This is a genomic window from Algoriphagus taiwanensis (assembly GCF_036245645.1).
Classification (GTDB): domain Bacteria; phylum Bacteroidota; class Bacteroidia; order Cytophagales; family Cyclobacteriaceae; genus Algoriphagus; species Algoriphagus taiwanensis.
The window spans coordinates 1-25,130 of record NZ_BTPE01000017.1 but is presented as its reverse complement, the minus strand read 5'-3'; the positions used below and the strand labels follow the sequence as shown (position 1 = coordinate 25,130).

Below are 25,130 nucleotides of genomic sequence, written 5' to 3'. Positions count from 1 at the left end.
TCAATCTGTCCTGCTTGGGATATTTGGTGATTTCTGAATTTTAACAGAAAAAATTGAGGTATTTTTCTCCATGCTAATCCACCCTTTTTCAAATGATTGAAATAAAATCTGCAGAGACTCAGACCGAATTACAAGGAATCCTTGATTTGCAATGGGAAAACCACCTCCACACCGTCACCGAGTCGGAAAAGAATGAGCAAGGTTTCGTGACGGTGAGACACAACATGGACCAGCTTCAGCTGATGAATTCCATCGCTCCCCACATCATAGCCAAAGATGGAGAGAAAGTGGTGGGGTACATTTTGGCGATGACCAAAGCGAGCAAGGATTTGGTTCCGATTTTGATCCCGATGTTCGCTCAATTTGATCAATTGTACTATCAGGGGAAGAGAGTTTCAGATTTTGAGTACCTAGTCATCGGTCAGATTTGTGTGGGGAAAAGTCATCGGGGACAGGGACTTTTTGATCGGATGTATGCAGCCTATCGAGAAGCTTTTTCAGAAACTTATTCTTTTGCCATCACCGAAATTGCGAAAAGCAATACCCGGTCCCTGTCTGCCCACCGTAGAGTGGGCTTTGAGGTCATCCATGAATTCAAAGACGACCTATTCGATTGGGCTATTGTGGCTTGGGATTGGACCTGAAGGGCAAGGCAGGTCAGAGAAGGATAGTCTCCGATCAAAAGAAAAATATATTCATCCAACTTATAGGGTAATAAGTAAATGATTGGGTAAGGGAACGGGGGCCGGATGGCTCCCGTTTTTTATTTTTCCAAAAAGCGAAAAACGGGATTGGGTATTCGGCCATTTAGTATCAACCCCTCCAATTCCTTTACTTTTACCGCATTTTGCTCTGCCAAATCCTTTGTTTCTCCCGGATCATCTGTCAAGTGATAAAGCTCAGTGCTGGTCTTGGTGGAATCCTTTATCTGATATTTAACCAGCTTCCAACCGTCTTTCAGTACAGCCTGCCTGCCTCCCAATTCATGAAATTCCCAATACAAATGATCATGTTTGGCTTGATTGGATTCTCCCAACAGAGCTGGCAAAAAAGAAATCCCATCAATTCCCTCCGGAGACTTTTCTCCTAAAATATCTGCAAAAGTGGGCAACCAATCCCAAAAGGCCGACACATGATCGGATTGACTTCCGGCTTTCACTTTTCCGGGCCACTTCACGACCATAGGAACGTGAATTCCTCCCTCATACAAATCCCGCTTAAGCCCACGAAAAGGCCCGTTGCTGTCAAAGAAATCGTAATCCGCCCCTCCTTCAAAATGTGCTCCATTATCCGAGGTGAAGACAATCATTGTATTTTCACTTAAGCCCAATTCCTCCAGCTTGGCTACCACCTCTCCCACATATCGATCGATCCGCTCCACCATCGCGGCAAAAGTCGCTCGGGGATAGTCGGTTGACTGATAACCTGGAATCAACATTTCGGGTCCATAATCTCCTCCTTTTGGGGCTTTATGTGGTGTTTCATCTCCCAATTTCGCCCGATACTTTTGAAAAATCTCATCTTTAGGCGCAGCCAATTCGGCATGGGGCATCACGATGGTAATAAAGAGGAAAAAGGGATTTTTGGCATTTTTCTCAATAAAATCCAGCGTTTTCTCCTGAATCAAATCCGGTGCATAAGTGACTTTATTGGTCCAGTCATTCCCAGGAAGATTGACCTGAGTTTGATTTTCCCATAGGTAAGCTGGATAATAGCGATGCGCATAGCGTTGGCAGTTATACCCATAAAACTGATCAAAGCCCTGATTGCTTGGGTCACCGGAAGTTCCGATAAAGCCCAAGCCCCATTTGCCAAAGGCTCCTGTGGCATAGCCAGCTTGCTGAAAAATCTTACTCAAAGTCTGAAGCGTGTCGGGCATCGGGTATTGTCCTTCAGGCTGGACTTCATAGTTACCCCGAACTGGCGTGTGCCCGGTATGCAGACCGGTTAACAAGGTAGAGCGGGAAGGTGCACAGACCGGAGAGCCGGAATAGTGATTGAGGAAAACCATCCCCTCAGCAGCCAGCCGATCAATATTTGGAGTCTCTATGTACTTCTGCCCCAAAAATCCCAAATCTCCATAACCCAGATCATCGGCGAGAATAAAGATCACATTGGGTCGATCGGTGGGGGATGTGGATTGGGTTTGATTTGGAGAACTGCAGTTCCAAAAAAAGAATGCCATCAAAAAGAATAAGGGCGAATGCTTCATAGCTAGGGGATTGTTTTCAAAAATAAGAAAGTGGGAGTATTTTGATTTTCCAAATTCCATAAAATGAAGACAATCCGGTATTTATTACTTGCCTTAGCTTTCTTTTGGTCAGCCCTGACTTTTGCCCAACAAAAGATCCCAGTGATCATTTCGACTGACATCGGAGGCGATGATCCGGATGACCATCAATCATTGATTCATTTTTTACTCTATGCTGACCGATTTGAAATCTTGGGAATCATCTCTTCCCCTCCAGGAAAAGGTCGTTTAAGTGATATCGAGGAGGTCTTGAAAGCCTATGAATCTGACTTCCCAACCTTGAAAGCTACCGGTCTGGATTACCCTGAACCTAGACAACTTCGAAAAGTCTCCAGTCAGGGAGAAACTGAAATCCAAAGCACAGAAAAGCCGGAACAACTGAGTGCAGGGGCTGAATTTATGGCAAAACAAATTCTCGATTTTGGCCAGCCGGTCTATGTTCTCATTTGGGGATCAATTACGGATTTGGCTCAGGCCATTCATTTTTATCCGGAGATTAAATCCTTGATTCTGGTTTATTCAATAGGTTCTTGGAACACCCAACAGGATCCCAAATCACGAGATTATTTATGGAATGAGCATCCGGATTTTTGGTGGATTGAAAATAACACCACCTTTAGAGGAATGTACATGGGAGGGATTCAAGAGGAACCTTGGGGGAATATTTCCTTTGTAGAAAATTCAGTCAAAGACTTTGGAGCAATGGGTAAGCTGTTTTTTGAAAAAAAGCCGGATATCAAAATGGGGGACACACCCAGCGTCCTCTATCTGCTGAATGGAAATCCGGAAAATCCGGAAGGAGAAAGTTGGGGAGGTTCATTTTCCAAAAATCCTGATAGGCTCAACTATTGGACTGATCGAGAAGATTTGGAATTCATCGAAAATGACCGTCCAGGAGCCCGAACGGTAAATAAATATCGGTTGGACTACCTAATGGATTGGAAAAAAAGAATGAGAGTGTTAAAATAAAAAACAGCTAAAAACAGAAATGGGAAGCATTTCTTGACGAAAGCTTCCCATTTAGTGAGTTGAAAACCATAGTCCCCAATTCACTCCAAGCTACAGTTCATATGGCTATTCCCAGTTGCCCGAGTCAAAACCGAGAGGTTGAAGTCGCTCCTAAGAGCATGTCCCCGTTTTCAGATACCTTGTTGCATTTCTGCGGTTGCCCTTCTCAGACTTTCCCGAAGGAAAGCCCCTTCATGCCCGGTATCCTGAATCTGCCCGAGGGCGGATTCTAGGGCCGATCGTGATAGCACTTCTGCGGTGGTCCGTTTCAAACGGCTGCATTTGAGCAGCTGTTCCTTTGTGCCCGATGGTTTTGCTTTTCACCCGAGGGATTCAAGCGCTGATTAATCCGTGGTTGCATTTCTGGAGTTGCCTCTTTCAAAAGAGAAATTGCTTTCTCAATCCTTCATGCCGGAACTCTAAATTCTCCGAAGAGAAACTTAGATTCAGTTCATCGTTTTTGGCACTTCTGCGGTGGTCCGTCTCAGAAATTTACCTTTCGGCAAACTCCCCTTCGCGCCTGATCTCATCCTGTCAAACTACGGTCCGAAATCTTACTTTCGGCCTTTTATCTCTCACTTGGTATAATCAAAGTTGCATCAATAAAGCCCTGAAAACAAGCCTTTAACTAAAAACTTTCCCACAACTTTTCCCCGAATAAATGCTCGTATAAACACATGATATCCACCATTATTTTTGACTTATTCACATTTTCTAGAATAATTTTTTAAAAAGCTGACAGAGATCAGTATTTTCATTAGAAGTCGATTTTCTATCCTTCCATTTTCAGCTAAATTGAAAATGACTATCTCCAATCCCGACCCAAAATGACCCATCGAAGAACCTTCATCCGCCAATCCAGTCTTATTGCAGGTGGCCTTTGGCTATCACCCGCACTACTGCAAGCCCAGCAAAGCATTGCCCCAAGTGATCAAATCCGGGTGGCCCTGATTGGTGCCAATAATATGGGCTTTGGCATCCTTCGACATCACCTTGCCTTACCCGAGGTGAGCTGCGTGGCAATCTGCGATGTGGACCAAAACGTACTGGACAAGCGACTGAAAGAGGTGGAAGATGCCACAGGAAAAAGACCCGAGCGATACACCGACTTCAGAAAGCTGCTGGAAAGAAAAGATTTGGATGCGGTCATCATTGGCACTCCGGACCATTGGCATTGCCTGATTACTTTGGCCGCTTGCGAAGCCGGAAAAGACGTCTATGTGGAAAAACCCATGGCCAATACCATCGGGGAATGTGAGCTCATGGTCAAAGCCGAATCCAGGTACCAGCGGATCATCCAAGTCGGGCAGCAGCAGCGGGCCGGACAAGCATTTATCGAGTCCCGTGATTTGGTCAAAAGCGGCTATCTGGGCAAAATCCGAAAAATCAACATTTGGTCCAATTTCAACTACGGTCTCGGCAACGAGTTTAAACCTGCCACACCAGTTCCGGATGGGGTGGACTATGACTTTTGGCTGGGACCCGCACCCAAGCGGGACTTCAATCCCAATCGCTTCCATGGGAGTTGGAGACACTTTTGGGATTACGGAGGAGGATTGATGTCGGATTGGGGTGTACATCTCTTGGATATGGCGATTTGGGTAGAAGAAAATCCCGCTGCACCTTCGACTGTGATGACTTACGCCAAAAATGTCAATAAGGAAAACCGGGACCGGGACACCTTTGACACGATGAATGTGCTATTTCCCAAAAAAGATTTTCTGATCAATTACGATATGAACGGGGGTTTGCAAAGCGGACCTTACAACAAACCTTATGGGATTGCTTATGTGGGTGAATTGGGCACTCTGGTTGTCAACCGAGGCGGTTACGAAATTTACCCCGAATGGGATGGAACTGCCAATGCCCCAAAATGCGAGGTCAAAAAGCTGGAAGGCACCAAAGAATCCCACAATCTCCACGTGGCCAATTTTGTGGAATGCATCAAAACCCGAAACCAACCCAATTGCCCTCCCGAGGCAGGAAGACTGGCAGCTCTACATGCCCATATCCCGAATATTGCTGCAAGAATTGGGGCCGAAAGCCTGACTTGGGATGATGAAAAAAGACAGTTTATCGGGAATGGGGCAGCCAATGCGATGATTTGGCCGGAGTATCGGGAACCTTGGAAGTTGCCGAAGGTTTAACCGTCATTGCGAGGGGCTTTTAGTAGACTTTGAATATCAAAACACAGGGGCAAGCCCCGAAGCAATCTTTTCAAGTAGAGTACCCGATCAAGACTGCTTCGTCGCAGCAAAAATCTTAATCAATTAATGAATTGTTGTCGCTCCTCACAGTGACGTCTACCGTAATTGCGAGGGGCTTTTAGTAGACTTTGAATATCAAAACACAGGGGCAAGCCCCGAAGCAATCTTTCGAAGTAGAGTTCCAAATAAAGACTGCTTCGTCGCATCAAAATTTGGAAATAATTGAAGGATTATTTTTGCTCCTCGCAGTGACGTCTATCGTCATTGCGAGGAGCTTTTAATTGACTTTGAACATCAAAATACAGGGGCAAGCCCCGAAGCAATCTTTCGAAGTAGAGTACCCGATCAAGACTGCTTCGTCGCAGCAAAATTTGGAAATAATTGAAGGATTATTTTTGCTCCTCGCAGTGACGTCTATCGTCATTGCGAGGGGCTTTTAGTAGACTTTGAATATCAAAACACAGGGACAAGCCCCGAAGCAATCTTTCGAAGTAGAGTTCCACATAAAGACTGCTTCGTCGCAGCAAAATTTGGAAATAATTGAAGGATTATTTTTGCTCCTCGCAGTGACGACACTTCCTTACATCCCAAACTTCCTGACTCCCCTACCTCCTAACCTCCTTGCCCCCAAACTTCCCTACCCCCTACTTCAACTCAATTCTCATCAAATACGCATCAGCAGTCATATAGAGGTAGTTTTCTCCGGTATCAAACGCACAGTTCGCCGTTCCATTTTCGGTTAGGATCGTACCCAAATGCTTTCCCTCTGGACTAATCACCAAAACCCCACCCGGTCCGGTAGCAAAGAGAGTACCGCCAGAATGCACCTTCAGTCCATCAGGAAGTCCTTTTCGAGATTCGCTTTGAAGCGAAGTGGCATCAAATATCACTTTCCCGGAAATCACATTTCCCATTTCATCGAAATCAAAGGCATAATATCTAGCTTTCCCCGGATCGGATTGTGCGATATAAAGCATCCTTTGGTCGGGACTCAAGGCAATTCCATTGGGTCGGCTAAGTGTATCTATCAATAGATTCACTTTACCGTCGGTATCTAAACGATATACTCCCTGAAAATCCAATTCTTTTTCATCCCAAGGGTCCATTCCATAAGGAGGATCGGTGAAAAAAAGCTGGCTCTTTGAGTTAAAAACCAAGTCATTGGGACTGTTGAACCGCTTCCCATCGTATCCGGTGGCCAACCCTTCAAATTCAGATTTTGGCGCATTGAGCGAAGCCAGCATTTTCCCGACTTGTCTTTCTCCGTGTTGACACAAAATCAAATTCCCATCCGCGTCCAAAGCTAAACCATTGGCTCCGGGTTCACGCTTATCGGTTCGATCTCCCAAATAACCGGAAGGACTCAGGTAAAGCGAAAGACTGTCCTTTTCTGTCCATTTCCAGATTTTATTAGTCGGAACATCCGTAAAAATTAAAGCCTGCTGCTCCTCCAGCCAAAGCGGACCTTCTGCCCATTCGAAACCCGAAGCTAAGACTTCAATTTTAGCTTCAGAAGAAATGAGAGAATTGATAGCCGAATCAAGACGCTCAACCGAACCGATTGATTGGAATTTAGGAGGTGCCTCCGCGAGCTTTTCCTTTGGGGAAGTGCAGGACAGCAAAATCAGGAAGGAGGCGAATATTGAATAGTGTTTCATTTCACTGGCTATGTTTTCTCCAATTTAAGTAATTTGACTTAGCCCAACCCCACATGCTATGGCCTTGCAACGTTTCTTTTATTCGCTTTTCCTCTTTTTGTTCCAAGCACCCTCTTTTCTTCAAGCCCAGGAGTCCCCTCCCAATATAGTTTTTATCCTTACCGACGATTTGGGTTACACTGACCTGCCTTCCTATGGCAATCCCTTTCAGGAAGCTCCCAATCTGGATTTTCTGGCAGCAAATGGAATCCGGTTTACCGACGCCTATTCTTCGAGTCCAGTCTGTTCTCCTTCCCGGGCGGGCTTGCTGACAGGCATTCATTCCACCCGATATGGACTTACCAATTTCATAGCCGGGAATCGAAAGGCAGACTCTTTATCCATCGATCCAGCCTCTTGGAATCCATTTTTGGAAGGCAGCCAAGTTACTTTAGCCGAGCTGTTTCAAGAAAAAGGCTACGAAACGGCCATGATTGGCAAGTGGCATTTGGGTAATCAGGACGACCAAACCCCATGGGCTCAAGGCTTTGACTATTCAAGAATGATCGGGAAAAACGGGCTTGACTATTACCACTATGGGATTTTTGAGGACAGCTATGAAAAAATCTTCCAAGACTCAGGCACCTATTACCTGACCGATCGCCTGACGGATTATGCTTTGGAGTTTTTGGATAAAAAGGAAGAAAATCAACCCTTCTTCCTCTATTTGAGCTACTCGGTGCCCCATGTTTTTGTGGTACCAAGAGGAGACAAAGTCAGCAAATACCTTCGGAAATACGAGCAGTTTGGAGGAAAATACAATCCCTACTACGCAGCCATGATCGAGTCGGTGGATGATGGGATCGGTTTTATACTGGAAAAACTCAAGGCTAAAGGATTGGATAAAAACACGCTAATCATATTCACCTCAGACAATGGAGGGGTGGGCTTGCCTGAACTCGGCCCCATCCCCACCAATCTGGAACCCCTAAGAAAGTGGAAAGGTCACCCTTATGAAGGAGGAATTCGGGTTCCATTGATTGCTTTTTGGCCAGAGAAAATCCAGCCTCAGGTCAGCTCCTTTCCGACAACCAACTTAGACTTCGCCCCCACTTTTGCAGAAATCGCCGGTCTCAGTCCACAAACCGCATGGGATGGGGTTTCCTTGAAAAATAGCTGGTTGGACAAAAACGAATCAACCCGAGAAACCCCTCTTTTTTGGCACTACCCCCATTTTTCCAATCAATTGGGAATGCCGGCCGCCGCGGTCAGGAAAGGAGACTGGAAGCTGATTTTGCACTATGAGACTCAAAAAATCGAGCTCTACAATTTGGCTGAGGATATTTCGGAATCCCGAAACTTAATGAGTGAGAATCCTGAAAAAGCCAGTGAACTCTACACCGTCCTATATGAATGGCTGATTGAAACCAAAGCCAATCTTCCTGTTGAAAAATCAACCGGCCGGCCAATTGTTTTGAGAGCACCTAAGTAGGCCGACTGCGAGTCATTTCCACTCTCCCTGACCACCAACTTCATAAATTCGTTGAAATTTGTGAAGTTGACTTCATAAATTTAGCCAAATTTGTGAAGTTTAGTTCATATATTTGGTTAACTTTGTGAAGTTGGACTCATGTATTTAGATCAAACAAACTCGTGCAAATATCCCGAACCATTATCTCCCAACTCGAAGATCAGCTTTTCAAAGGAAAAGTTCTGATCCTCTATGGTGCCAGACGAACCGGGAAAACCACCTTGGTAAAATACCTACTGACGAAGTTTTCTGAAAAATCAGCCTACATCAACTGTGAGCTTCAGGAATACAAAGACGCCCTTTCCACGACTAATTCGGGGCTTTTGGCCGAATTTATCGGAAATCGCGAGTTGATCATTTTTGATGAGGCCCAGCATATCGCAAACATCGGTTTGGTATTGAAAGTACTGGTAGATACCTTTCCGCAGGTTCAATTTATAGCAACGGGCTCTTCCAGCTTCGAACTTTCGGGAATGGTCTCCGAGCCACTGACGGGCAGATCGCGTCAGTTTCTGCTACTGCCTTTTTCCCTCGAAGAAATCGGACAGTCGCTCAATCCCATTCAAATTAAAGCCAACTTGCCCAATTTCCTGAGATTTGGACTCTATCCGCAGGTGTTCAACAGTATTGGGGACGAAAAAATCGAAGAACTCGCCGAGATCTCTTCCAACTACCTGTACAAGGACTTGTTCCAATTTGAGCAAATCAAAAAACCGGACTTGCTGTTCAAGCTTTTGGCAGCCATTGCCTTGCAGACTGGAAGTGAGTCTTCACTGAATGAGCTGGCGCAAATCACTGGCACGAACGTGCACACGGTCAAGCGCTACCTGGAGCTGTTAGAGAAGTCCTTTGTGATTTTCCGTCTGAATTCCTTCAGCCGAAACCTGCGGAAAGAGCTGGCCAAAAGCCAAAAAATCTACTTCTACGATGTGGGAATCCGCAATGCCGTGATCCGCAACTTCAATGAAATGAACCTTAGAACGGACGTGGGAGGACTTTGGGAAAACTTCTGCATCAACGAACGGATCAAATTCAACCAAAACCACCGGAGATTTGTCAACACCTACTTTTGGAGAACCTACGACCAAAAGGAGATTGACTACATCGAAGAAAAAGACGGACACCTGACCTGCTTCGAATTCAAGTATGCGGAAGGAGCTCCAGGCAAGTTTCCGGCAGAATTTTCCGAAACCTATCCCAATTCTAGCTTTAAGGTGATAACGCCAGCGAATTTCTTTGAGTTATATAAATAGACTTGTTTGGTCCAAGTCAGGAGACTTGAACCAAATAAAGCCTGAGTCAGTCCGAGCACCTTTCCGACGAGAGTCGGGAAGTACGAGGACCTTTCGATTTCAAGACTCCCGTCTTTCAAGTGCTCAAGGTGACAATGACCCTAATCCAAGGCAAATTACCCGACATTTCCTTTTTGTATGTTCGCGGAATATTTAAGACTCAATGTGCCAAAATTTACTTTTGAGACAACCTCAGTCGATAAGTTGATTACAACCTCAGCTCCAAAACCTTAGATATCACTTCCCCATCCGTGGTTCTGCCATCCAGTTTCACTCGAATCACTTTCACCCCATAAGGAACCTTTACTTGGCTTTTGAAAATTCCGTTTTCTGTCTCCACAAATGGATCCCAGTAAATGGTAGGCTTTCTCTTTAGGAATTGGTCAGAAGGAGGCTGATTGGGAAACTCTTTGAAATCGGTAAACCCGGGAATCTGAAAAATCTGGAAGCCTTCAGAATTAAACTTGCGGTCCGATTCCGGACCTGACTTAAATCCTTTTTTGGTCTCGATCATGTAAACGCCTCCATACCCCATCATCCCAAAAATCGATTTACTGATATTGTCATTGTACACTTTGATCGACTCCACTTCGGCAGGAACTATAGTGAGGAAAATTTCTGCAGGATCCATACCAGGAAGTTTTTGTCCATTAATAATAATCAATGGGGGACCTGTTTTTTCACCGAAAGTATAATTCCCAAAAAGAGCCAATTTCCCAAAAACCTGAGTCCAATCCCCCATTTTTGCCAATTCCTCTTCTCCCATTTCCCGGTTTGGAATCCCATACCCGTAATTCCGGTCTGCCATGGTATCTCGTTCCTTGACTTCCTCCTTGACAAACTCTTCCAGCAAAATATAATCTCCCGAGGTGTCCAATAGCGGATTTTCATTCGAAACCCGTTCTAATTCATAGGTCAGTTTAGGCAGAGAGGCAGGTAAATCCGGCTTGGAAAAGGGAATCAATTCTATAGAACCAAAAGACCTCAGACGCTCGTTGACCGCAGAAATGGCAATTTGAGCAGTGTCTCGGTAGTACATTCCTGTAGCCCAAAATCTCCCCAGACTATCCGATTGAACTTGGCCATAATCTTCCAAATCACCTCGAACAATAGTAATGGGCTGCGCCAAAGGCATCCGCCGGTTGTCCGGGATAAAGTTTCCTCTTACAGATATTCCGTATTCGATGGGACAGGAAAAGTCAGTGACAAAATCGTCAGGAAGATCCTTGTCCAACCAATCAAGCGCTTTTTCCAAGTCATTTTCCTGGTGGAGAAATGGAACTTCCTCCCCATCCGTCAAGGAAAGTACAAAAGTCGCATCTATGGGATTTTGGAATTCATCCAAAAAACTCAAGTCCAAGTCCATCACCCGATAAGAGAGCGAATCTGAGATGGAAAAAGAGGACTGGATTTGGATAACTCCAAACACCCCTTCCTGGATCAAACTATCCGCTTTGGGCTTAAATCCCGGATCTAAAATCGGTAAAGGAAGAAGAAACTGGTCCGATTCGGAGTAATTTCTTCCCCAAGTAGTATATCCTCGAAGGGCATAATCTCCCGTCGGGAGGGAGGCTGGAATCTCAAATCCACCTGATATTCTCCCTTCCTCTAAAGGGAAAGTATAGGATTGATATATGGAGTCCTGATCCAGTAAGTCCACATACAGTACCCTGCTGAGTGTGTCGGACCAAGCCGGTTCCTGATAGAGCATATGTCCCCCAAGCCAAGCTGTCTCTCCAGGATAGAAATACGGTTTGTTGGTGGTAAACCAGGCCTTTTCTCTCAGCCGATCTGATTTCTCCAAAGGGTTTTGGACGACTTCTCCCTCAAATCCAGTCGCCAGATAGGCAGACTTCGGCTCAAAATCCAGTGGAAGTATCCTCGCCATTCGCTGTCTTCCCATATACCCGGACAAGACCAATTGGGTAGGATTGATCAAAATCCCCTTACGGTCCACATCATAGTATCCATCCGGGGCAATGATCCAGCTGATCGCGTGATAGACGTTAGTGTAATAGTCGTTTTTCCAAGGTTTGTCTATGTGGTGAATTTCCATCCTCCCTGGAAGAAAAATCCGAAAAGTCCCATCACCATTCGGTCTTCTGAGGATGGAGTCTACAGGAATTGGAACTACCGTCTCTCCAATTTCCATAGTCAAATCATTGGTTCGAATTCGGTCCAGTCGCTCAGCTAGTGCATGATATACCCGAAAGTGAGCGGTATCGGTACTGTTTAGTAGGATTGCCTGATTCAAAAACCGGATGGATTGGTAATAATTTTCATCCCTTACCTCATCCCAATTTTCCTTTAAAGAATCTTGGCCCAGGGATTCATAAAAAACCTGTCCATAAAATCTCGATCCTGCACGACTGACCCGAAAATCCTGTAAATAATAATCCACCTCATAGCCTAAAGCTTCATTGATAATTTTCAGAGGTTCTTGGGCTGTGGCCTTCACGTAGTTGGGAGCACCTTGAACCTTCACTTTTTCAAAATCCACCACCCAAGGATTGGTAATTTCAATTTTGGGCTTATAGGGATCGTCTGGAAGTGCCAAAAAAACCTCCTCAAATCTCCGAAATTCCCTTTCCCAGTTTTTATCCCTACGGGCTTTGAGTTGAATTTCTGTCAGGTTGGATTCATTAATCTCTAGTTCAAAATCAAGTTCGATTTCGGCTTTCCCACCGGTAGATATCTTCTTTACCTCAGTAATGTAGCCTACAAAAGATGCCACAACCTCGATTTCTTGTGGTAAATCTCCTGTGATCCGAAAGCGACCTTCCTTGTCTGTCGCCTTTCCCAGGGTCGTATTGCTGATAAACACATTGGCAAAGGGAAGCGGCAAACCCGAACCCTTCTCTCGGACAGTACCTGTGATGGTCTGGGCAAAAAGATTACTTGTGATAAACAAGCCAAAAATCAACAATCTAATTCGCATAGGTAAATTTTGGGTTCGGAAAAAAATCAACGATAAGCTTTCGCCTGAGAAAACATACGTCAATAAAGCGAATTCGTTGGACTTCCCCTGCTCAGACCTTTAATAAACTATCAAAGACCACTTGCCTGCGAACTCCTTCCCCGCTTGGCAATCAGTTTTTCCCTGATTTTTTCCTTTCTATAAAAAGCTAAGGGACCCCCTTCTCCCCCACTTTGAATTCGGGCTTCTCTTACCAAAGGCCGTACATCGGTCAAAAAGGCTTCTTGAAGCACTTCTTGGGCTGCGACGACATCACCTTCATTTTGGCACTGATTCAATTTCTCCCGATCCACCAAAAGCGCTTTGGCATAGGCTTGAGAAATAGCCTCCAAGGCTTGGATTAAGTCTTCAAGCGGATCTTTGGTATTATGGCTCGCATCGATCATCCAGGAAATCGAATCCCAAGCTTGCGCTCCTTCTTCTGCTCCTCCGATCAATTCACAAAAAATCAAAAACAGCTGATAGGGCTTGATACTACCCGTACTCAGGTCGTCATCTCCATATTTGCTGTCATTGAAGTGGAATCCCGCAAGTAAGTCCTGATGCATGAGTGTGGCTACAATCTGCTCGATGTTGGTATTGGGCAGGTGATGTCCCAAATCCACCAGCACTTTGGCCCGATCTCCCAGCTGTCGGCAAATCAGCCCTGAAGTACCCCAATCGGGAATAACCGTATGGTAAAAATTGGGTTCGTAGGGCTTGTATTCCAGCAAGAGTTTCCAGTCTGAAGGCATTCCGGAATAGATTTCTTTGAGCGAATCCGTCGTCCATTGAAGCGCTTTTCGGAAATGTGCCTGACCGGGAAAATTACTCCCGTCCGCCAACCAAACGGTCAGCCCTTTACTCCCCAAACTTTTCCCAATCTCTATTACCTGAAGGTTATGCTCTACTGCTTGCTTCCGAACTGCTGCATCGGCATTGCTTAGGGAACCCATTTTGTAGGAAAGCGGCTGCCCATAATCCTGAAACGTATTGCTGTTCATCGCGTCAAAGCCTATTCCTAAGCTTGCCGCCTTCTGCTTCACTGCCTCCGTATCCTGAGGGATGTCCCATGGAATATGAAGGGAAACTGCATCGGTCCTTTTGGTGAGCTGGGCTAAAAGCCCAATATCTTCCAGCTTCTCTTCCAGATTTCTAGGTTCGCCACCTATCGAAAAGCGACCAAAACGCGTTCCTCCAGCTCCAAGCGCCCAACTTGGCACTGCAATCTGGAATTGGGCAATCTTGGAAATCAATTCGGATGTATCGATTCCTTTTTCGGTCAATTGCTCAGAAAGTAGGTTGAGTGATTTTTGGTGGAATAGGTTGGACATGGAAGAGTGATGGTTATTGAGATTTTGGTTATTATGTTATTAAGTTATTGGCAAGAAATGATTTGGCTTGTATACTCTGTTACATGGACCTGCCTACTGGGACTGTTCACTGCCCGCTGACTTATTTATCCAAAACGGCGCAGAAACCAACCAAAGGACCATTCCAATTCCCATGGTAAATTTCATCCTTTCCAAACTGGCATCTCCCATAAAATAAAGGACAGGAGGATAGATGGTAAATACCAATCCTACCAGGGACATAAATTTCAATAAGCTTTTCATGTGATTATAATTTAATTTTTGAGGCCACATGGAATCCCGCAAGGCACCTAATAATTCCAGAGTGTGACTTTTTAGACATGCTCGATTTCATGCGGTAAGAGCTTTAGAGATCGGATACTTTACTTTGGATGCAATCACGAATATGGCTACGGCTACAAACCAGCCGGGAAGTCCGAGGAAGAAAATTTCCACCCCATAAAGCAGATTTAATCCCAAACAAAAAACCAAAGTCAATACCCAACTGAGCAAGGCAGGCCAGCTGAAATCAGATTTGGAATTCAAAGCTCCTTCGGACCGGAAACCCATTTTCTCCGAAAAATAAAAATCAGCAAAGATCACCGCTCCCATCGGCATCAGGAGCAATCCATAGAGGGCTACAAAATCCAAAAGCTTCATCACCAAGGCTGGAAAGCATGCTGCCAAACTGGTAATTCCCCCCACGATTGCGGTGATTTTCCAGGTTGGAACCTTAGGAAAAATCCCCTGCAAAGCCAATCCTGCCCGATAGATGGTCGGATTAGCTGTAGTCCATCCTGCAATGATCACGCAGACAGCTCCGGCAATCCCGAGTGTTTGATAAGCAATCTGTCCGGGTGCAAATTCCTGAGACCCCGTATTTGCCTGAAGAAACACCGCATAGAGAATCCCTGAAGCAATCCAAGCCACAAAATGCCCCAAATAAACCCCGGCAAATACCGAAAACCCGGAAGTCCAGGATTTGGCATAGCGTAAAATGGTCAAATCCGACATCCCGATATGCATGGCCATATTGCAAAACCAGGCAAAAAAGATGATATGCCAAATAGTAAATTGTGTCATGCCGGGTAGAGGGACCCCATTCCAAATCACCTCTTGAGCAATGGATACCAAGCTTTCCGCCGATCCTACTCCCAATTGAGCTAATCCCACAATGCCTGCAGCAAAGAAAATCAGGATCATCCAAGGCGACATCACATTGGCAAACTTGGATACCTGATTATACCCCTGAATCGCCACCAAAGTAATCACCCCTCCCATCAATAAAACAGTCAGAATCCAACCCGGAGTCCTTGGCAACCAATCGGAAAGGGTGGGCATTTCCAAATCAAATGGAATCCCCACCGCAGTAGCCGATACCGCAATCATGGATCCGGCCAAAAAGCAAAACATAAGCGCATTGACCAGATTGTACCAGCGAACCACCTGTTTTCCGGCGATCCTTTCCAACTGATAGTAAAGAGTCAGTCGCTTGGATGCCGCAATCGGTGCAGTAATCAGGGCCCAGCTTAAAACTGCCAATAGATTCCCGATCAAAAGCCCCAGCACCAAGTCCCCGGCACTCACTCCATGAGCCACGAAAAGTGGTCCGATGACAAACTCGGTTCCGGCGGTGTGCTCTCCGGCATACATGCCCAGGAAACTCCTGTTGCCTTTCAGTTGGGCCTCAGGAATGGGCGTTCGCTCGTATTCGTTGGTTTCCGATACTATTTTCTTAAAAAAAGGATTGGCCATTTGGGTGAAGATTTAATTGAAGAAAATTAAATGGGTCTACTCACCCATCCTGCTGTGTCCGAAGCCGATTTTGACTTTATTTCCTATTCATTTTGTGAAAAAAGCCAATTGAGCTAGATTATAAGAATATTTAGAAGGAAATTCCAAAGAGAATTTTTCGACCAAAAAATATCTATCCCTCAAGACACTACAGGATACTTAAAAATCAGGATTCCCTGAAATTCAAATTATAACAAGAAGCCCTCAAACAACCATGAATACACCTATTATGAGTTTCAAGCATGTTAGCTACCTCTGGGATGAGTCCAAAGCATCTGAGCTTGAAGGCAACGAAGTAGCACTTTTATTATATCGCTCCAATATTTTGGGAGCAGACCTCAGAATCACCAATTACGGAGGCGGAAACACTTCCTGCAAGACCATAGAACTTGATCCTTTGACCAAAGAACCTGTGGAAGTAATGTGGATCAAAGGCTCGGGGGGAGATATAGGTACACTCACCCGGTCCGGTTTGGCTGGATTATATGTAGACAAATTAAGGTCATTGGAGGGAATCTACCGGGGTATTGAATTTGAAGACGAAATGGTGGAGCTTTTCAACCATTGTATTTATGACTTGGCATCCAAAGCTCCTTCCATCGATACGCCTTTGCATGGATTTCTTCCGTTTAAGCATATCGATCACCTGCATCCTGATGCAGCTATTGCTATTGCAGCTTCCAAAGATGGAGAGCAAATCACACAGGACATTTGGAAAGGAGCTATTGCTTGGGTGCCTTGGCAGAGACCTGGGTTTGACTTGGGGTTGAAGCTCCGAGAAGCTTTGGAGAAAAACCCAGGCATTCGGGGCATTATGCTCGGGGGACACGGCCTGTTTACTTGGGCTGATACCGCTTACGAATGCTATATCAACAGTCTCGAAGTCATCGAAGCTGCCTCTGCCCACCTTGCCGCCAATTATGGTAAGAAAAGGCCTGTTTTTGGGGGAGAAAAAGTAGCTTCTCTTGCACCGGAAAAAAGAAAATCCCAAGCTGCACTAATCGCTCCTGTTTTACGAGGTCTTGCTTCTTCAGAAAAGCGTATGGTCGGCACTTTCAACGACAGTGATACCGTACTCCAGTTTATCAACAGCCATGATTTGACAAAATTGGCTCCAATGGGTACTTCCTGCCCTGATCACTTTTTGAGAACCAAGATTTCTCCACTCGTTTTGGACTTGGCGGCGGATGCTGATCTTTCAGACCCTCAAGGATTGAAGGAAAAAATAGGCGCAGCATTTCAATCTTATCGGGAGATGTATGCAGGCTACTATCAGAAACACAAGCACCCCAATAGTCCTGCTATGCGTGACCCGAATCCGGTCATTATCCTTTGGCCGGGCGTGGGGCTTTTCAGCTTCGCAAAAGACAAACAAACCAGTCGTGTAGCTTCTGAATTTTACATCAATGCGATCAATGTGATGAGAGGGGCGGAAGCTGTTTCTGAATATGTATCCTTGCCGCTTCAGGAGGCATTTGATATCGAATATTGGCTGTTGGAAGAAGCCAAGCTTCAAAGAATGCCAAAGGAAAAGCCACTTTCCAGAAAGATCGCATTGATCACAGGAAGTGCCGGGGGGATTGGCAAAGGCATAGCAGAGAAATTCGTGCAGGAAGGTGCCTGTGTAGTTCTGACTGACATCGATCAGGGAAGACTGAATGAAGCCGTGAAGGAGTTTGAAAAGAAATTCGGAAAGGATGTGATCCTGGGTGTGAAACTGGATGTCACTGACTCAAAAAGTCTCGTCGAGGCGATTCAGGCAACTTGTCTGAAATTCGGCGGCTTGGATATCGTGGTCAACAATGCAGGAATTTCCATATCCAGAGCCTTTGAGGCCCATACCGATGAAGACTGGGCCCGACTCAACGATATCCTGGTCATGGGCCAATACCATGTATCCAAAGCAGGGGTAAAAATCCTGAGAGAACAGGGGTTAGGCGGAGATTTGGTAAATGTCGTCAGCAAAAATGCATTGGTCGCTGGGCCGAAAAACGTGGCCTACGGCACTGCCAAAGCTGCTCAGCTCCACATGTCCCGCTTGATGGCTGCAGAACTCGCCGATGATAAAATTCGCGTAAACGTGGTCAATCCCGACGCCGTGATCGAAAATTCAAATATCTGGGAAGGGGGCTGGGCCGAAAACCGAGCCAAAGCCTATGGCATAGAAGTCAAAGACCTTCCTCAGTACTATGCCAATCGAACCCTTTTGAAAGAAAGTGTCAAAGTCAGTGACATTGCTGATGCGGCCTTTGCTTTCGTCAGCGGTATGCTCAACAAGTCCACTGGCAATATGCTCAATGTGGATGGTGGCCTTGCAGCAGCTTTCCCAAGGTGACAAAACATGTAAGCCTACTTTTACAATAATACAACCCAAAACCCTATAACCCATGCTACTTGATAAATCCGAAAAAATTGCGGTGGACTCCCGCACGCCAAAGTACCTTCAGGTGGTCAATCTTATTCTTGAAGATATTGAAAAAGGTAAACTGAATGTAGGTGATCGGATTCCTTCGATCAATGAAACCAGTTTTGATTTCCTGCTGAGCAGGGATACGGTAGAAAAGGCATACAATGAGCTTCGGGATCGGGGGATCATTACCTCAGTCAGAGGCAAGGGTTTTTACATCTGCTCAACCAATATGAGCACAAAGACCAAGGTACTTTTGCTCTTCAATAAGCTGAGTTCCTACAAAAAGATCATCTACTATTCCATCGTGGATACTCTCTCCGGCAATGCCACCGTAGATCTGCACATCCATCATTACAACAGAAATCTATTTGAGGACCTGCTGGAGCAAAATCTGGGCAATTACAATTATTACATTCTTGCCCCCCACTTTTTTGATCAGGAAGGACACCCGGAGACCGCTTACGATTTGATCAAGCGGATTCCAAAAGACAAGCTGCTGATCATAGACCGGGCAGTAAAAGGACATGAAAACGAATTCCCCGGAGTCTATCAGGATTTTGCGAAGGATATTTTCGAGGTGCTGGAGTCAGGAATTTCCCACTTGAAAAAATACAGGAGACTGATTTTGGTCTTTCCTAAAGGAGACCTCTATCCGGTAGAAATCATGGACGGGTTCAAGCGCTTTTGCTTTTTCCACGATTTCAAAAATCTCATCGTGGATGGAGTGGATGATGACGAGCCACTCGACGAAGGGGATTGCCATATCGTGCTCGCTGAGTCAGACTTGGTCAATATCGTCAAAAAGTCAAGGGAGCAACTCTTCAAACTCGGTAGAGACGTGGGCGTCATTTCTTACAACGACACCCCTCTGAAGGAAATTCTTGCAGATGGAATCACCACTATTTCCACGGATTTTCAGAGTATGGGAAAGACCATCGCAGAGCAAATTATGGGTAAAGAGGATCGAATCCCTATCAAAAACCCTTTCCGGATGACCCTCAGAAAGTCGCTTTAGATTGAAAAATTTGAAAATTCTTTAAATGAGACTTTCCCAAACCTCGTTTATCTAACTCGAAACTCGAACCTTTAAATGTCCAAAACTCCCGTTACCGCTGTCTTTGATATCGGGAAAACCAATAAAAAGTTCTTCCTTTTTGATCAAAACCTGAAGGAAGTGTATCACACTTACACCCGCTTGGAAGCCATTCCGGATGAGGATGGCTTCCCCAGTGAGCCTGTATTGCCACTCCGGGAATGGATGCTGGACACGCTCAAAAAAGCCCTGGAATTCCAGGAGTTTGAAATCAAAAAACTCAACTTCTCCGGTCACGGGGCATCATTCGTTCATGTCGATGATTCAGGAGAACCTGTTACCCCACTTTACGATTATCTCAAGCCTTTTCCGGAGGATTTATTAGAAAAGTTTTATGAGGAAAACGGAGGGAAAATGGCCTTTTGTCAGCAAACTTCCTCCCCTCCTTTGGCTATGCTGAATTCCGGCCTCCAGATCTATTTTCTGAAACATGCCAAACCCGAGCAGTTTAAAAAGGTAAAGCATTGTCTCCATCTTCCTCAATACCTTAGCCTGATTTTCACCGGCCAAATGGTGTCGGATTATACCAGTATCGGTTGTCACACCGGATTATGGGATTTTGCCCAAATGGACTATCATGATTGGGTAAAGCGAGAGGGAATCGAACCCTTATTACCTCCCATTTTACCGGGAGATTCTCTCCTTCAAACCAAGCCCGAACTTGGCAGCATCCCCTGCGGAATAGGTGTTCATGACTCATCCGGAGCACTATTGCCTTATTTGAATCAGGAGAAAAATCCCTTTGTTTTGCTCTCTACAGGCACTTGGGCGATCAGTATCAATCCGTTTAACAAAACCGCGCTGACTGAAGCCCAGCTCAATCAGGACTGCCTTCAATTCTTGAGTATTTCAGGCCAGCCGATAAAAATTTCCAGACTCTTTATCGGGGAGGAACATAAGTACCAAGTGGAGCAAATGTATACTCATTGGGACCTCCCTTTGGGCACTTACAAAAAACTGAAATTCGATAAGGCCATTTTCGAAAAAGTAGCTAAAAACTCTAAAAAAAGAATCGGCTTTCACTATTTGAAGCCCCAGGATTACGGCTTGGGAAGAGCCCAACAGTCAGATTGGAATTCTTTTCCTGAGTTTACGGAAGCCTATTACACCTTTATTTATGAGCTGACTGACATCCAGGTGGCCTCACTCCAACTGGTTTTGGAGGGTGCAGAAGTGAACAGAATCTATGTGGACGGAGGATTCAATGCCAATGACATATTTCTGGAAATGCTTCGAATCAAACTTCCCGGAAAGGAGATCATCCCTAGCGATTTTCCGAATGGCTCTGCATTAGGGGCCGCTATGCTCGTCAATATGAATTTTTGATCTTATCTTCTACCCGATGAATACCCAAACTCCCCATATTGGCCTTTTTATTCCTTGCTACGTGGATCAGTTTTATCCCAAGGTGGCGATAGCTACTCTGGAACTACTGGAAAAACTGGGCTGTAAGGTGAGCTACCCCTTGGAGCAAACTTGCTGCGGACAGCCCATGGCCAATGCAGGGTATGAGCGGGACACCGTGGGTACAAGCCGACACTTTTTGGAAATTTTCGGTGAGTTTGACTACATCGTGGCTCCTTCAGGAAGCTGTGTCCTTCATGTCAAGGAGCATTTTCCTCCCATCTCCGGCATGGAAAAAACCCAGCAGGAGATTCATGACCGAATTTTCGAGCTTACGGAATTTTTGACGGATGTTTTGAAAGTGGAACAGTTGGAGGGAGCTTTCCCTCATAGGGTCGGGTACCATGCTTCTTGCCATGGACAGCGGGGTTTAAGATTGGCTTCTAGTTCGGAGATGCATATTTCTCCATTTAACAAAGCGAAAAAACTTTTGGAAAATCTGGAAGGTTTGGAATGGGTGGAACTCAGTCGAACCGACGAATGCTGCGGATTTGGAGGTACTTTCTCCGTAACAGAAGAGGCCCTGTCCATTCAAATGGGTAAAGATCGACTAGAAGACCACCAGCAAAAGCAAGTAGAAATCCTTACCGGAGGAGATATGTCCTGCATCATGCATTTGCAGGGTATAGCGAGTCGGGAAGGCAGTCCGATGAAGTTTATGCATGTAGCAGAAATCTTAAATCAGGCCACCCGATGAGTCATCCCCAAGCAGCAGCAGAATTTCTAAAAGATCAGGTCAAAGCCAAATGGCATGATGAGACTTTGTGGTTTGTCCGGGATAAGCGGGACCGGATTTCCAAAACCATTCCGGAATGGGAAAATCTCCGCAATCTCGCCTCTGAAATCAAGGATCATACTTTGTCCCGGCTGGATTTTTATCTGGAAGAGTTTGAAAAAAACGCCCTAAAAAACGGAATCCAGGTCCATTGGGCCAAGGATGCAGAAGAGCATAATCGGATTGTTTTGGGGATTTTGCAAAAAAACGACTGCCAAGCCATCGTCAAGAGTAAGTCCATTTTGACAGAGGAATGCCATCTCAATCCCTATCTGGAGAAGAATGGAATCGAAGTGGTGGACACGGATTTGGGAGAGCGGATAGTCCAGTTCCTAAATCAACCACCTAGCCATATTGTCCTTCCTGCTATTCACCTGAAAAAGGGTGAAATCTCTGAACTCTTCCATGAAAAGCTCCATACAGAGAAAGGAAATGAAGACCCGACTTACCTGACCCAAGCAGCAAGGATTCACCTTCGCGAGAAATTTCTAAAAGCCAAAGTAGCCATCACCGGAGTTAATTTTGGGATTGCAGAAACCGGTGAGTTTGTAGTCTGCACCAACGAAGGCAATGCAGACATGGGCGTACATCTGGCAGATGTGCATATTGCCTGCATGGGGATCGAAAAGCTAATTCCAAGAAGAACCGATTTGGGAGTCTTTTTGAGACTTTTAGCCCGATCTGCCACCGGTCAATCCGTTACCAATTATAACTCTCACTTTCGCAGCCCATCCCCGGGGAAGGAAATTCATGTAGTACTAGTTGATAATGGCCGGACCGCCCAGCTAGCTAGGGAGAAGTTTCGCAATTCTCTCAAATGCATTCGATGTGGGGCTTGCATGAATACCTGTCCGATCTATCGCCGGAGCGGAGGTTTTAGCTATGGCAGTACTGTCCCTGGACCAATTGGATCTATCCTATCGCCTGGATTGGACATGAAAAAACACAGCACGCTTCCTTTCGCCTCCACCCTTTGCGGGAGCTGCTCGGATGTCTGCCCGGTCAAGATCAACATCCATGAGCAACTGTATGAATGGAGGCAAGAGATCACAAAAACCCATGGAGAACTAGGAAAAAGCCTCTCTATGAAGCTGGCAAGCGGAATTTTTAAAAGCCCTTTAGCCTATAAAATTTCAGGCAACTTGATGCGTTCTGCACTTAAAAACCTGCCTAAATCCCTTATTTATCATCCTATCAACAGCTGGGGAAAAGGCAGAAATCTGCCAGAAACTCCTGAGATGTCCTTCAAAGATTGGTTCAAAAGAAACAGACCATGAGCAGCAGAGAAGACATTTTGAACTCAATCCGAGGAATCCAACGTGAACCCAAGCCCCTGCCAGATGTGCCGGATTTCAGGATGAATAGTGATTTGGTAAAACAATTCACCGTTTCTTTGACCGGAAACAAAGCAGAGGTGATGGATGCTTCGGCATTTGAATCCTGGATAAAAACCTGCGGAATGAATCGGATTTTTTCATCGGTTTCTGGATACAAAAGGCTTTCCACAGTGACCTTGCCGGAAGATCCGCACGACCTGGAAAACCTGCAATTAGCCATTTTGGAGGGACAGTTTGGAGTAGCAGAAAATGGGGCAATCTGGCTAGAAGACGCCCAGCTACCTCATCGCGCCATGCCTTTCATTACCGAGCACTTGGTATTGGTACTTTCGAAGGAACGTCTGGTAGAAAACATGCATCAGGCATATGAAAAAATTGGTGCTGCCCATTCCGGGTTTGGATTGTTTATCGCTGGCCCTTCCAAAACAGCCGATATTGAGCAGTCTTTAGTGATTGGAGCTCATGGGGCAAAGAGTCTACGGGTTGTTTTAGTTTGACTCCAAATCAATTTCCAGGAAAAATATATTTTCCTGATTATCGTATTGATAGCCTAATCTCATTCCAAGGCTTTTTGCGATCTTCTTGCAAAGTGACAATCCGATTCCTGTTCCTTTTTCCTTTTGGGTGCCGAGAGAACTTTTCCCTTTAAATTCAAACAAGCCAGCCTTAATATTATCCGGGATCATTTCTCCTGGATTTACCACTTCCCACCGAATCTTGCCGTCCTGTACATCCAGATTCAATTTGATGGTAGTGCCGATTTTGGAAAATTTGATGGCATTATCCAGGAGATTTTTGAGAACAATTTTGACTTCTTTGCTTTCAAGAAAAATAGACTTATTTACCCCTCGAAGGGTAAACTGGATCTTTTGATTTTTACTTTGAGCTTGACCTTCCATGGTGTCCCGCATGATTTCTCCAAGCTTTGCCAAATCGGTAAGATGCCTTTCTGCGGTGGTATTCTGCATTTCAGCGGATACCCAAGCCAGGGTATTATTGAGCACTTGATTTAATTGAAAGCTCTGAGATTTCAATTTTGAAAGGATCTGATGCAGTTCATTTTCATCCAAAATCCCTTTATCCACAAATTCCAAGGTAGACCCAAGCGTAGAAATTGGGCCACGAAGATCATGCGATAGCAGGGCAATGAGTTCATTTTTTTTGAGATTGAGTGAGGTGAGGTCTGCCAGGTTTTTCTCATTTTCCTTTTGGAGTAGCATTAATCGCTCCTGCTGTTTTTGATAATTTATGATCAAAAAGTAAATCCCTATAAATATGAAAATGGCACAGAGAAAGATCGAAATGGCATTGTCCAAAAATAGGCTTTGAGGTGAATCGTAATTTTTGGGAACTTCAATAAAGCCCTCAATTTCGAAATAAAACAAAAGCAAATACCCCAGAATTGCTGCTGACCACCAAATGATGTTTACAGGGTTTTTGAAAAAAATGGAAATAGCAACGACAAAAACAAATAGGTTGAATATGGTAGGGCCTTGAAACCCATCGTTAAAATAATAGTTAAAAAAACTAAAGGTAAGAATCAGCCCGAGCATAAGGTTCATGGCCAAAAAGACCTTTTGATATTTGATCATCAGGACAAAGAGTGAAACAAAAACAAGAGCATAAACTATCCTGATTTTGCCCAGTATGGGATTGAGTCCAAGCATATAATCCGTGAAACCGAAAATCACGATTGCTGCAAAGGTCAATAAAACGAAAATGACGGCAATTCGGTATTGGAGTTCCTCAAGAGAAACAGGTTTATCCTGTAGATTTAATAGTCTTCTCCACATAGTACCTAGGCTTTCGAAATTTAAAAATAGGTAAGATTTCTCCTTTCGAAAACGAATGAGAAAAAATTCAGGGTCTGCATAGTCCAGCCTCCCTCGGAAGCCGATTTATGGAAAAACAGGTAATGTGGTCAAAAATAGTTGGTGCCTTTGATTAGAAAATTTCTTAAAATCCCGTGCAGGTTTGAAGAGGACATAAGCTCTGCTGAGGAGCAACTTACCAGCAATAGAATCTGCCAAGTGGAATGAAGGGGCTTCGTTTTTCGGAGCCCTTTTTTCATGCTTCATTCTTC

The 25,130-nt window shown here is 45.0% G+C and carries 20 protein-coding genes; 11 read left to right on the top strand and 9 right to left on the bottom strand.

All coding sequences use genetic code 11. The annotated features are described in order from the left end of the window. Nucleotides 1-92 precede the first annotated feature (92 nt). Nucleotides 93-644 carry a GNAT family N-acetyltransferase gene (locus AAA938_RS18095; RefSeq protein WP_338230174.1) on the top strand — a complete coding sequence of 184 codons (552 nt, stop codon included), beginning with the start codon at nucleotides 93-95 and terminating at the stop codon, nucleotides 642-644. 119 nt (nucleotides 645-763) lie between these two features. On the opposite strand, the gene AAA938_RS18090 is transcribed toward AAA938_RS18095, so the two are convergent. Continuing rightward, nucleotides 764-2,212, bottom strand: coding sequence for an arylsulfatase (locus AAA938_RS18090; RefSeq protein ID WP_338230173.1), 1,449 nt, complete (start codon nucleotides 2,210-2,212; stop codon nucleotides 764-766). A 63-nt stretch (nucleotides 2,213-2,275) separates the two neighbouring features. On the opposite strand from AAA938_RS18090, the gene AAA938_RS18085 reads away from it, so the two are divergent. Further along, on the top strand, nucleotides 2,276-3,220 hold the full coding sequence (locus AAA938_RS18085) for a nucleoside hydrolase-like domain-containing protein (RefSeq protein WP_338230172.1): 945 nt from the start codon (nucleotides 2,276-2,278) through the stop codon (nucleotides 3,218-3,220). 170 nt (nucleotides 3,221-3,390) lie between these two features. On the opposite strand, the gene AAA938_RS18080 is transcribed toward AAA938_RS18085, so the two are convergent. Further along, entirely contained in the window at nucleotides 3,391-3,531 is a 141-nt protein-coding gene (locus AAA938_RS18080; protein ID WP_338230171.1) for a hypothetical protein, read from the bottom strand. 555 nt (nucleotides 3,532-4,086) lie between these two features. Here AAA938_RS18080 and AAA938_RS18075 point away from each other — a divergent pair. Continuing rightward, a complete protein-coding gene (locus AAA938_RS18075) occupies nucleotides 4,087-5,406 on the top strand; it encodes a Gfo/Idh/MocA family protein (RefSeq protein ID WP_338230170.1) in 1,320 nt (439 codons plus the stop codon). Between the two features lie 704 nt (nucleotides 5,407-6,110). On the opposite strand, the gene AAA938_RS18070 is transcribed toward AAA938_RS18075, so the two are convergent. After that, nucleotides 6,111-7,124 carry an SMP-30/gluconolactonase/LRE family protein gene (locus AAA938_RS18070; protein WP_338230169.1) on the bottom strand — a complete coding sequence of 338 codons (1,014 nt, stop codon included), beginning with the start codon at nucleotides 7,122-7,124 and terminating at the stop codon, nucleotides 6,111-6,113. A 58-nt stretch (nucleotides 7,125-7,182) separates the two neighbouring features. Here AAA938_RS18070 and AAA938_RS18065 point away from each other — a divergent pair, with 58 nt between their 5' ends. Together AAA938_RS18065 and AAA938_RS18060 are read left to right on the top strand one after the other, a co-directional pair. Continuing rightward, entirely contained in the window at nucleotides 7,183-8,595 is a 1,413-nt protein-coding gene (locus tag AAA938_RS18065) for a sulfatase (RefSeq protein WP_338230168.1), read from the top strand. A gap of 161 nt (nucleotides 8,596-8,756) precedes the next feature. Continuing rightward, the gene (locus AAA938_RS18060; RefSeq protein ID WP_338230167.1) at nucleotides 8,757-9,887 is read left to right on the top strand and encodes an ATP-binding protein; all 1,131 of its coding nucleotides are present in this window, start codon (nucleotides 8,757-8,759) and stop codon (nucleotides 9,885-9,887) included. Between the two features lie 247 nt (nucleotides 9,888-10,134). On the opposite strand, the gene AAA938_RS18055 is transcribed toward AAA938_RS18060, so the two are convergent. From AAA938_RS18055 to AAA938_RS18040, 4 genes are all read right to left on the bottom strand, one after another. Next, the gene (locus tag AAA938_RS18055; protein WP_338230166.1) at nucleotides 10,135-12,864 is read right to left on the bottom strand and encodes a carboxypeptidase-like regulatory domain-containing protein; all 2,730 of its coding nucleotides are present in this window, start codon (nucleotides 12,862-12,864) and stop codon (nucleotides 10,135-10,137) included. Between the two features lie 110 nt (nucleotides 12,865-12,974). Continuing rightward, the gene (locus AAA938_RS18050; RefSeq protein WP_338230165.1) at nucleotides 12,975-14,216 is read right to left on the bottom strand and encodes a sugar isomerase; all 1,242 of its coding nucleotides are present in this window, start codon (nucleotides 14,214-14,216) and stop codon (nucleotides 12,975-12,977) included. A 93-nt stretch (nucleotides 14,217-14,309) separates the two neighbouring features. Further along, nucleotides 14,310-14,498 (bottom strand): hypothetical protein, encoded by a 189-nt coding sequence (locus AAA938_RS18045; protein ID WP_338230164.1) that lies wholly within the window; start codon nucleotides 14,496-14,498, stop codon nucleotides 14,310-14,312. A gap of 87 nt (nucleotides 14,499-14,585) precedes the next feature. After that, the gene (locus AAA938_RS18040) at nucleotides 14,586-15,989 is read right to left on the bottom strand and encodes a purine-cytosine permease family protein (protein WP_338230163.1); all 1,404 of its coding nucleotides are present in this window, start codon (nucleotides 15,987-15,989) and stop codon (nucleotides 14,586-14,588) included. A 253-nt stretch (nucleotides 15,990-16,242) separates the two neighbouring features. On the opposite strand from AAA938_RS18040, the gene AAA938_RS18035 reads away from it, so the two are divergent. The 6 genes from AAA938_RS18035 (at nucleotide 16,243) to AAA938_RS18010 (ending at nucleotide 23,544) form a co-directional block, all read left to right on the top strand. Further along, a complete protein-coding gene (locus tag AAA938_RS18035) occupies nucleotides 16,243-18,363 on the top strand; it encodes a bifunctional aldolase/short-chain dehydrogenase (protein WP_338230162.1) in 2,121 nt (706 codons plus the stop codon). 52 nt (nucleotides 18,364-18,415) lie between these two features. Further along, complete coding sequence (locus AAA938_RS18030; protein ID WP_338230161.1) at nucleotides 18,416-19,453, top strand: GntR family transcriptional regulator; 1,038 nt, start codon at nucleotides 18,416-18,418, stop codon at nucleotides 19,451-19,453. A 75-nt stretch (nucleotides 19,454-19,528) separates the two neighbouring features. After that, nucleotides 19,529-20,857 carry an FGGY-family carbohydrate kinase gene (locus AAA938_RS18025; protein WP_338230160.1) on the top strand — a complete coding sequence of 443 codons (1,329 nt, stop codon included), beginning with the start codon at nucleotides 19,529-19,531 and terminating at the stop codon, nucleotides 20,855-20,857. Between the two features lie 16 nt (nucleotides 20,858-20,873). Further along, nucleotides 20,874-21,632: a (Fe-S)-binding protein gene (locus AAA938_RS18020; protein WP_338230159.1), complete on the top strand. Its 759-nt coding sequence runs from the start codon at nucleotides 20,874-20,876 to the stop codon at nucleotides 21,630-21,632. After that, on the top strand, nucleotides 21,629-22,987 hold the full coding sequence (locus AAA938_RS18015; RefSeq protein WP_338230158.1) for a lactate utilization protein B: 1,359 nt from the start codon (nucleotides 21,629-21,631) through the stop codon (nucleotides 22,985-22,987). The genes AAA938_RS18020 and AAA938_RS18015 overlap by 4 nt, the downstream gene beginning before the upstream one ends. Then, a complete protein-coding gene (locus AAA938_RS18010) occupies nucleotides 22,984-23,544 on the top strand; it encodes a LutC/YkgG family protein (protein WP_338230157.1) in 561 nt (186 codons plus the stop codon). Before AAA938_RS18015 ends, AAA938_RS18010 begins: the two co-directional genes overlap by 4 nt. Here the strand turns inward: AAA938_RS18010 and AAA938_RS18005 are convergent. Further along, entirely contained in the window at nucleotides 23,536-24,840 is a 1,305-nt protein-coding gene (locus AAA938_RS18005) for a sensor histidine kinase (protein ID WP_338230156.1), read from the bottom strand. The genes AAA938_RS18010 and AAA938_RS18005 overlap by 9 nt on opposite strands. A gap of 105 nt (nucleotides 24,841-24,945) precedes the next feature. Further along, the coding region (locus tag AAA938_RS18000) for a hypothetical protein (protein ID WP_338230155.1) at nucleotides 24,946-25,130 on the bottom strand (185 nt) is incomplete at its 5' end.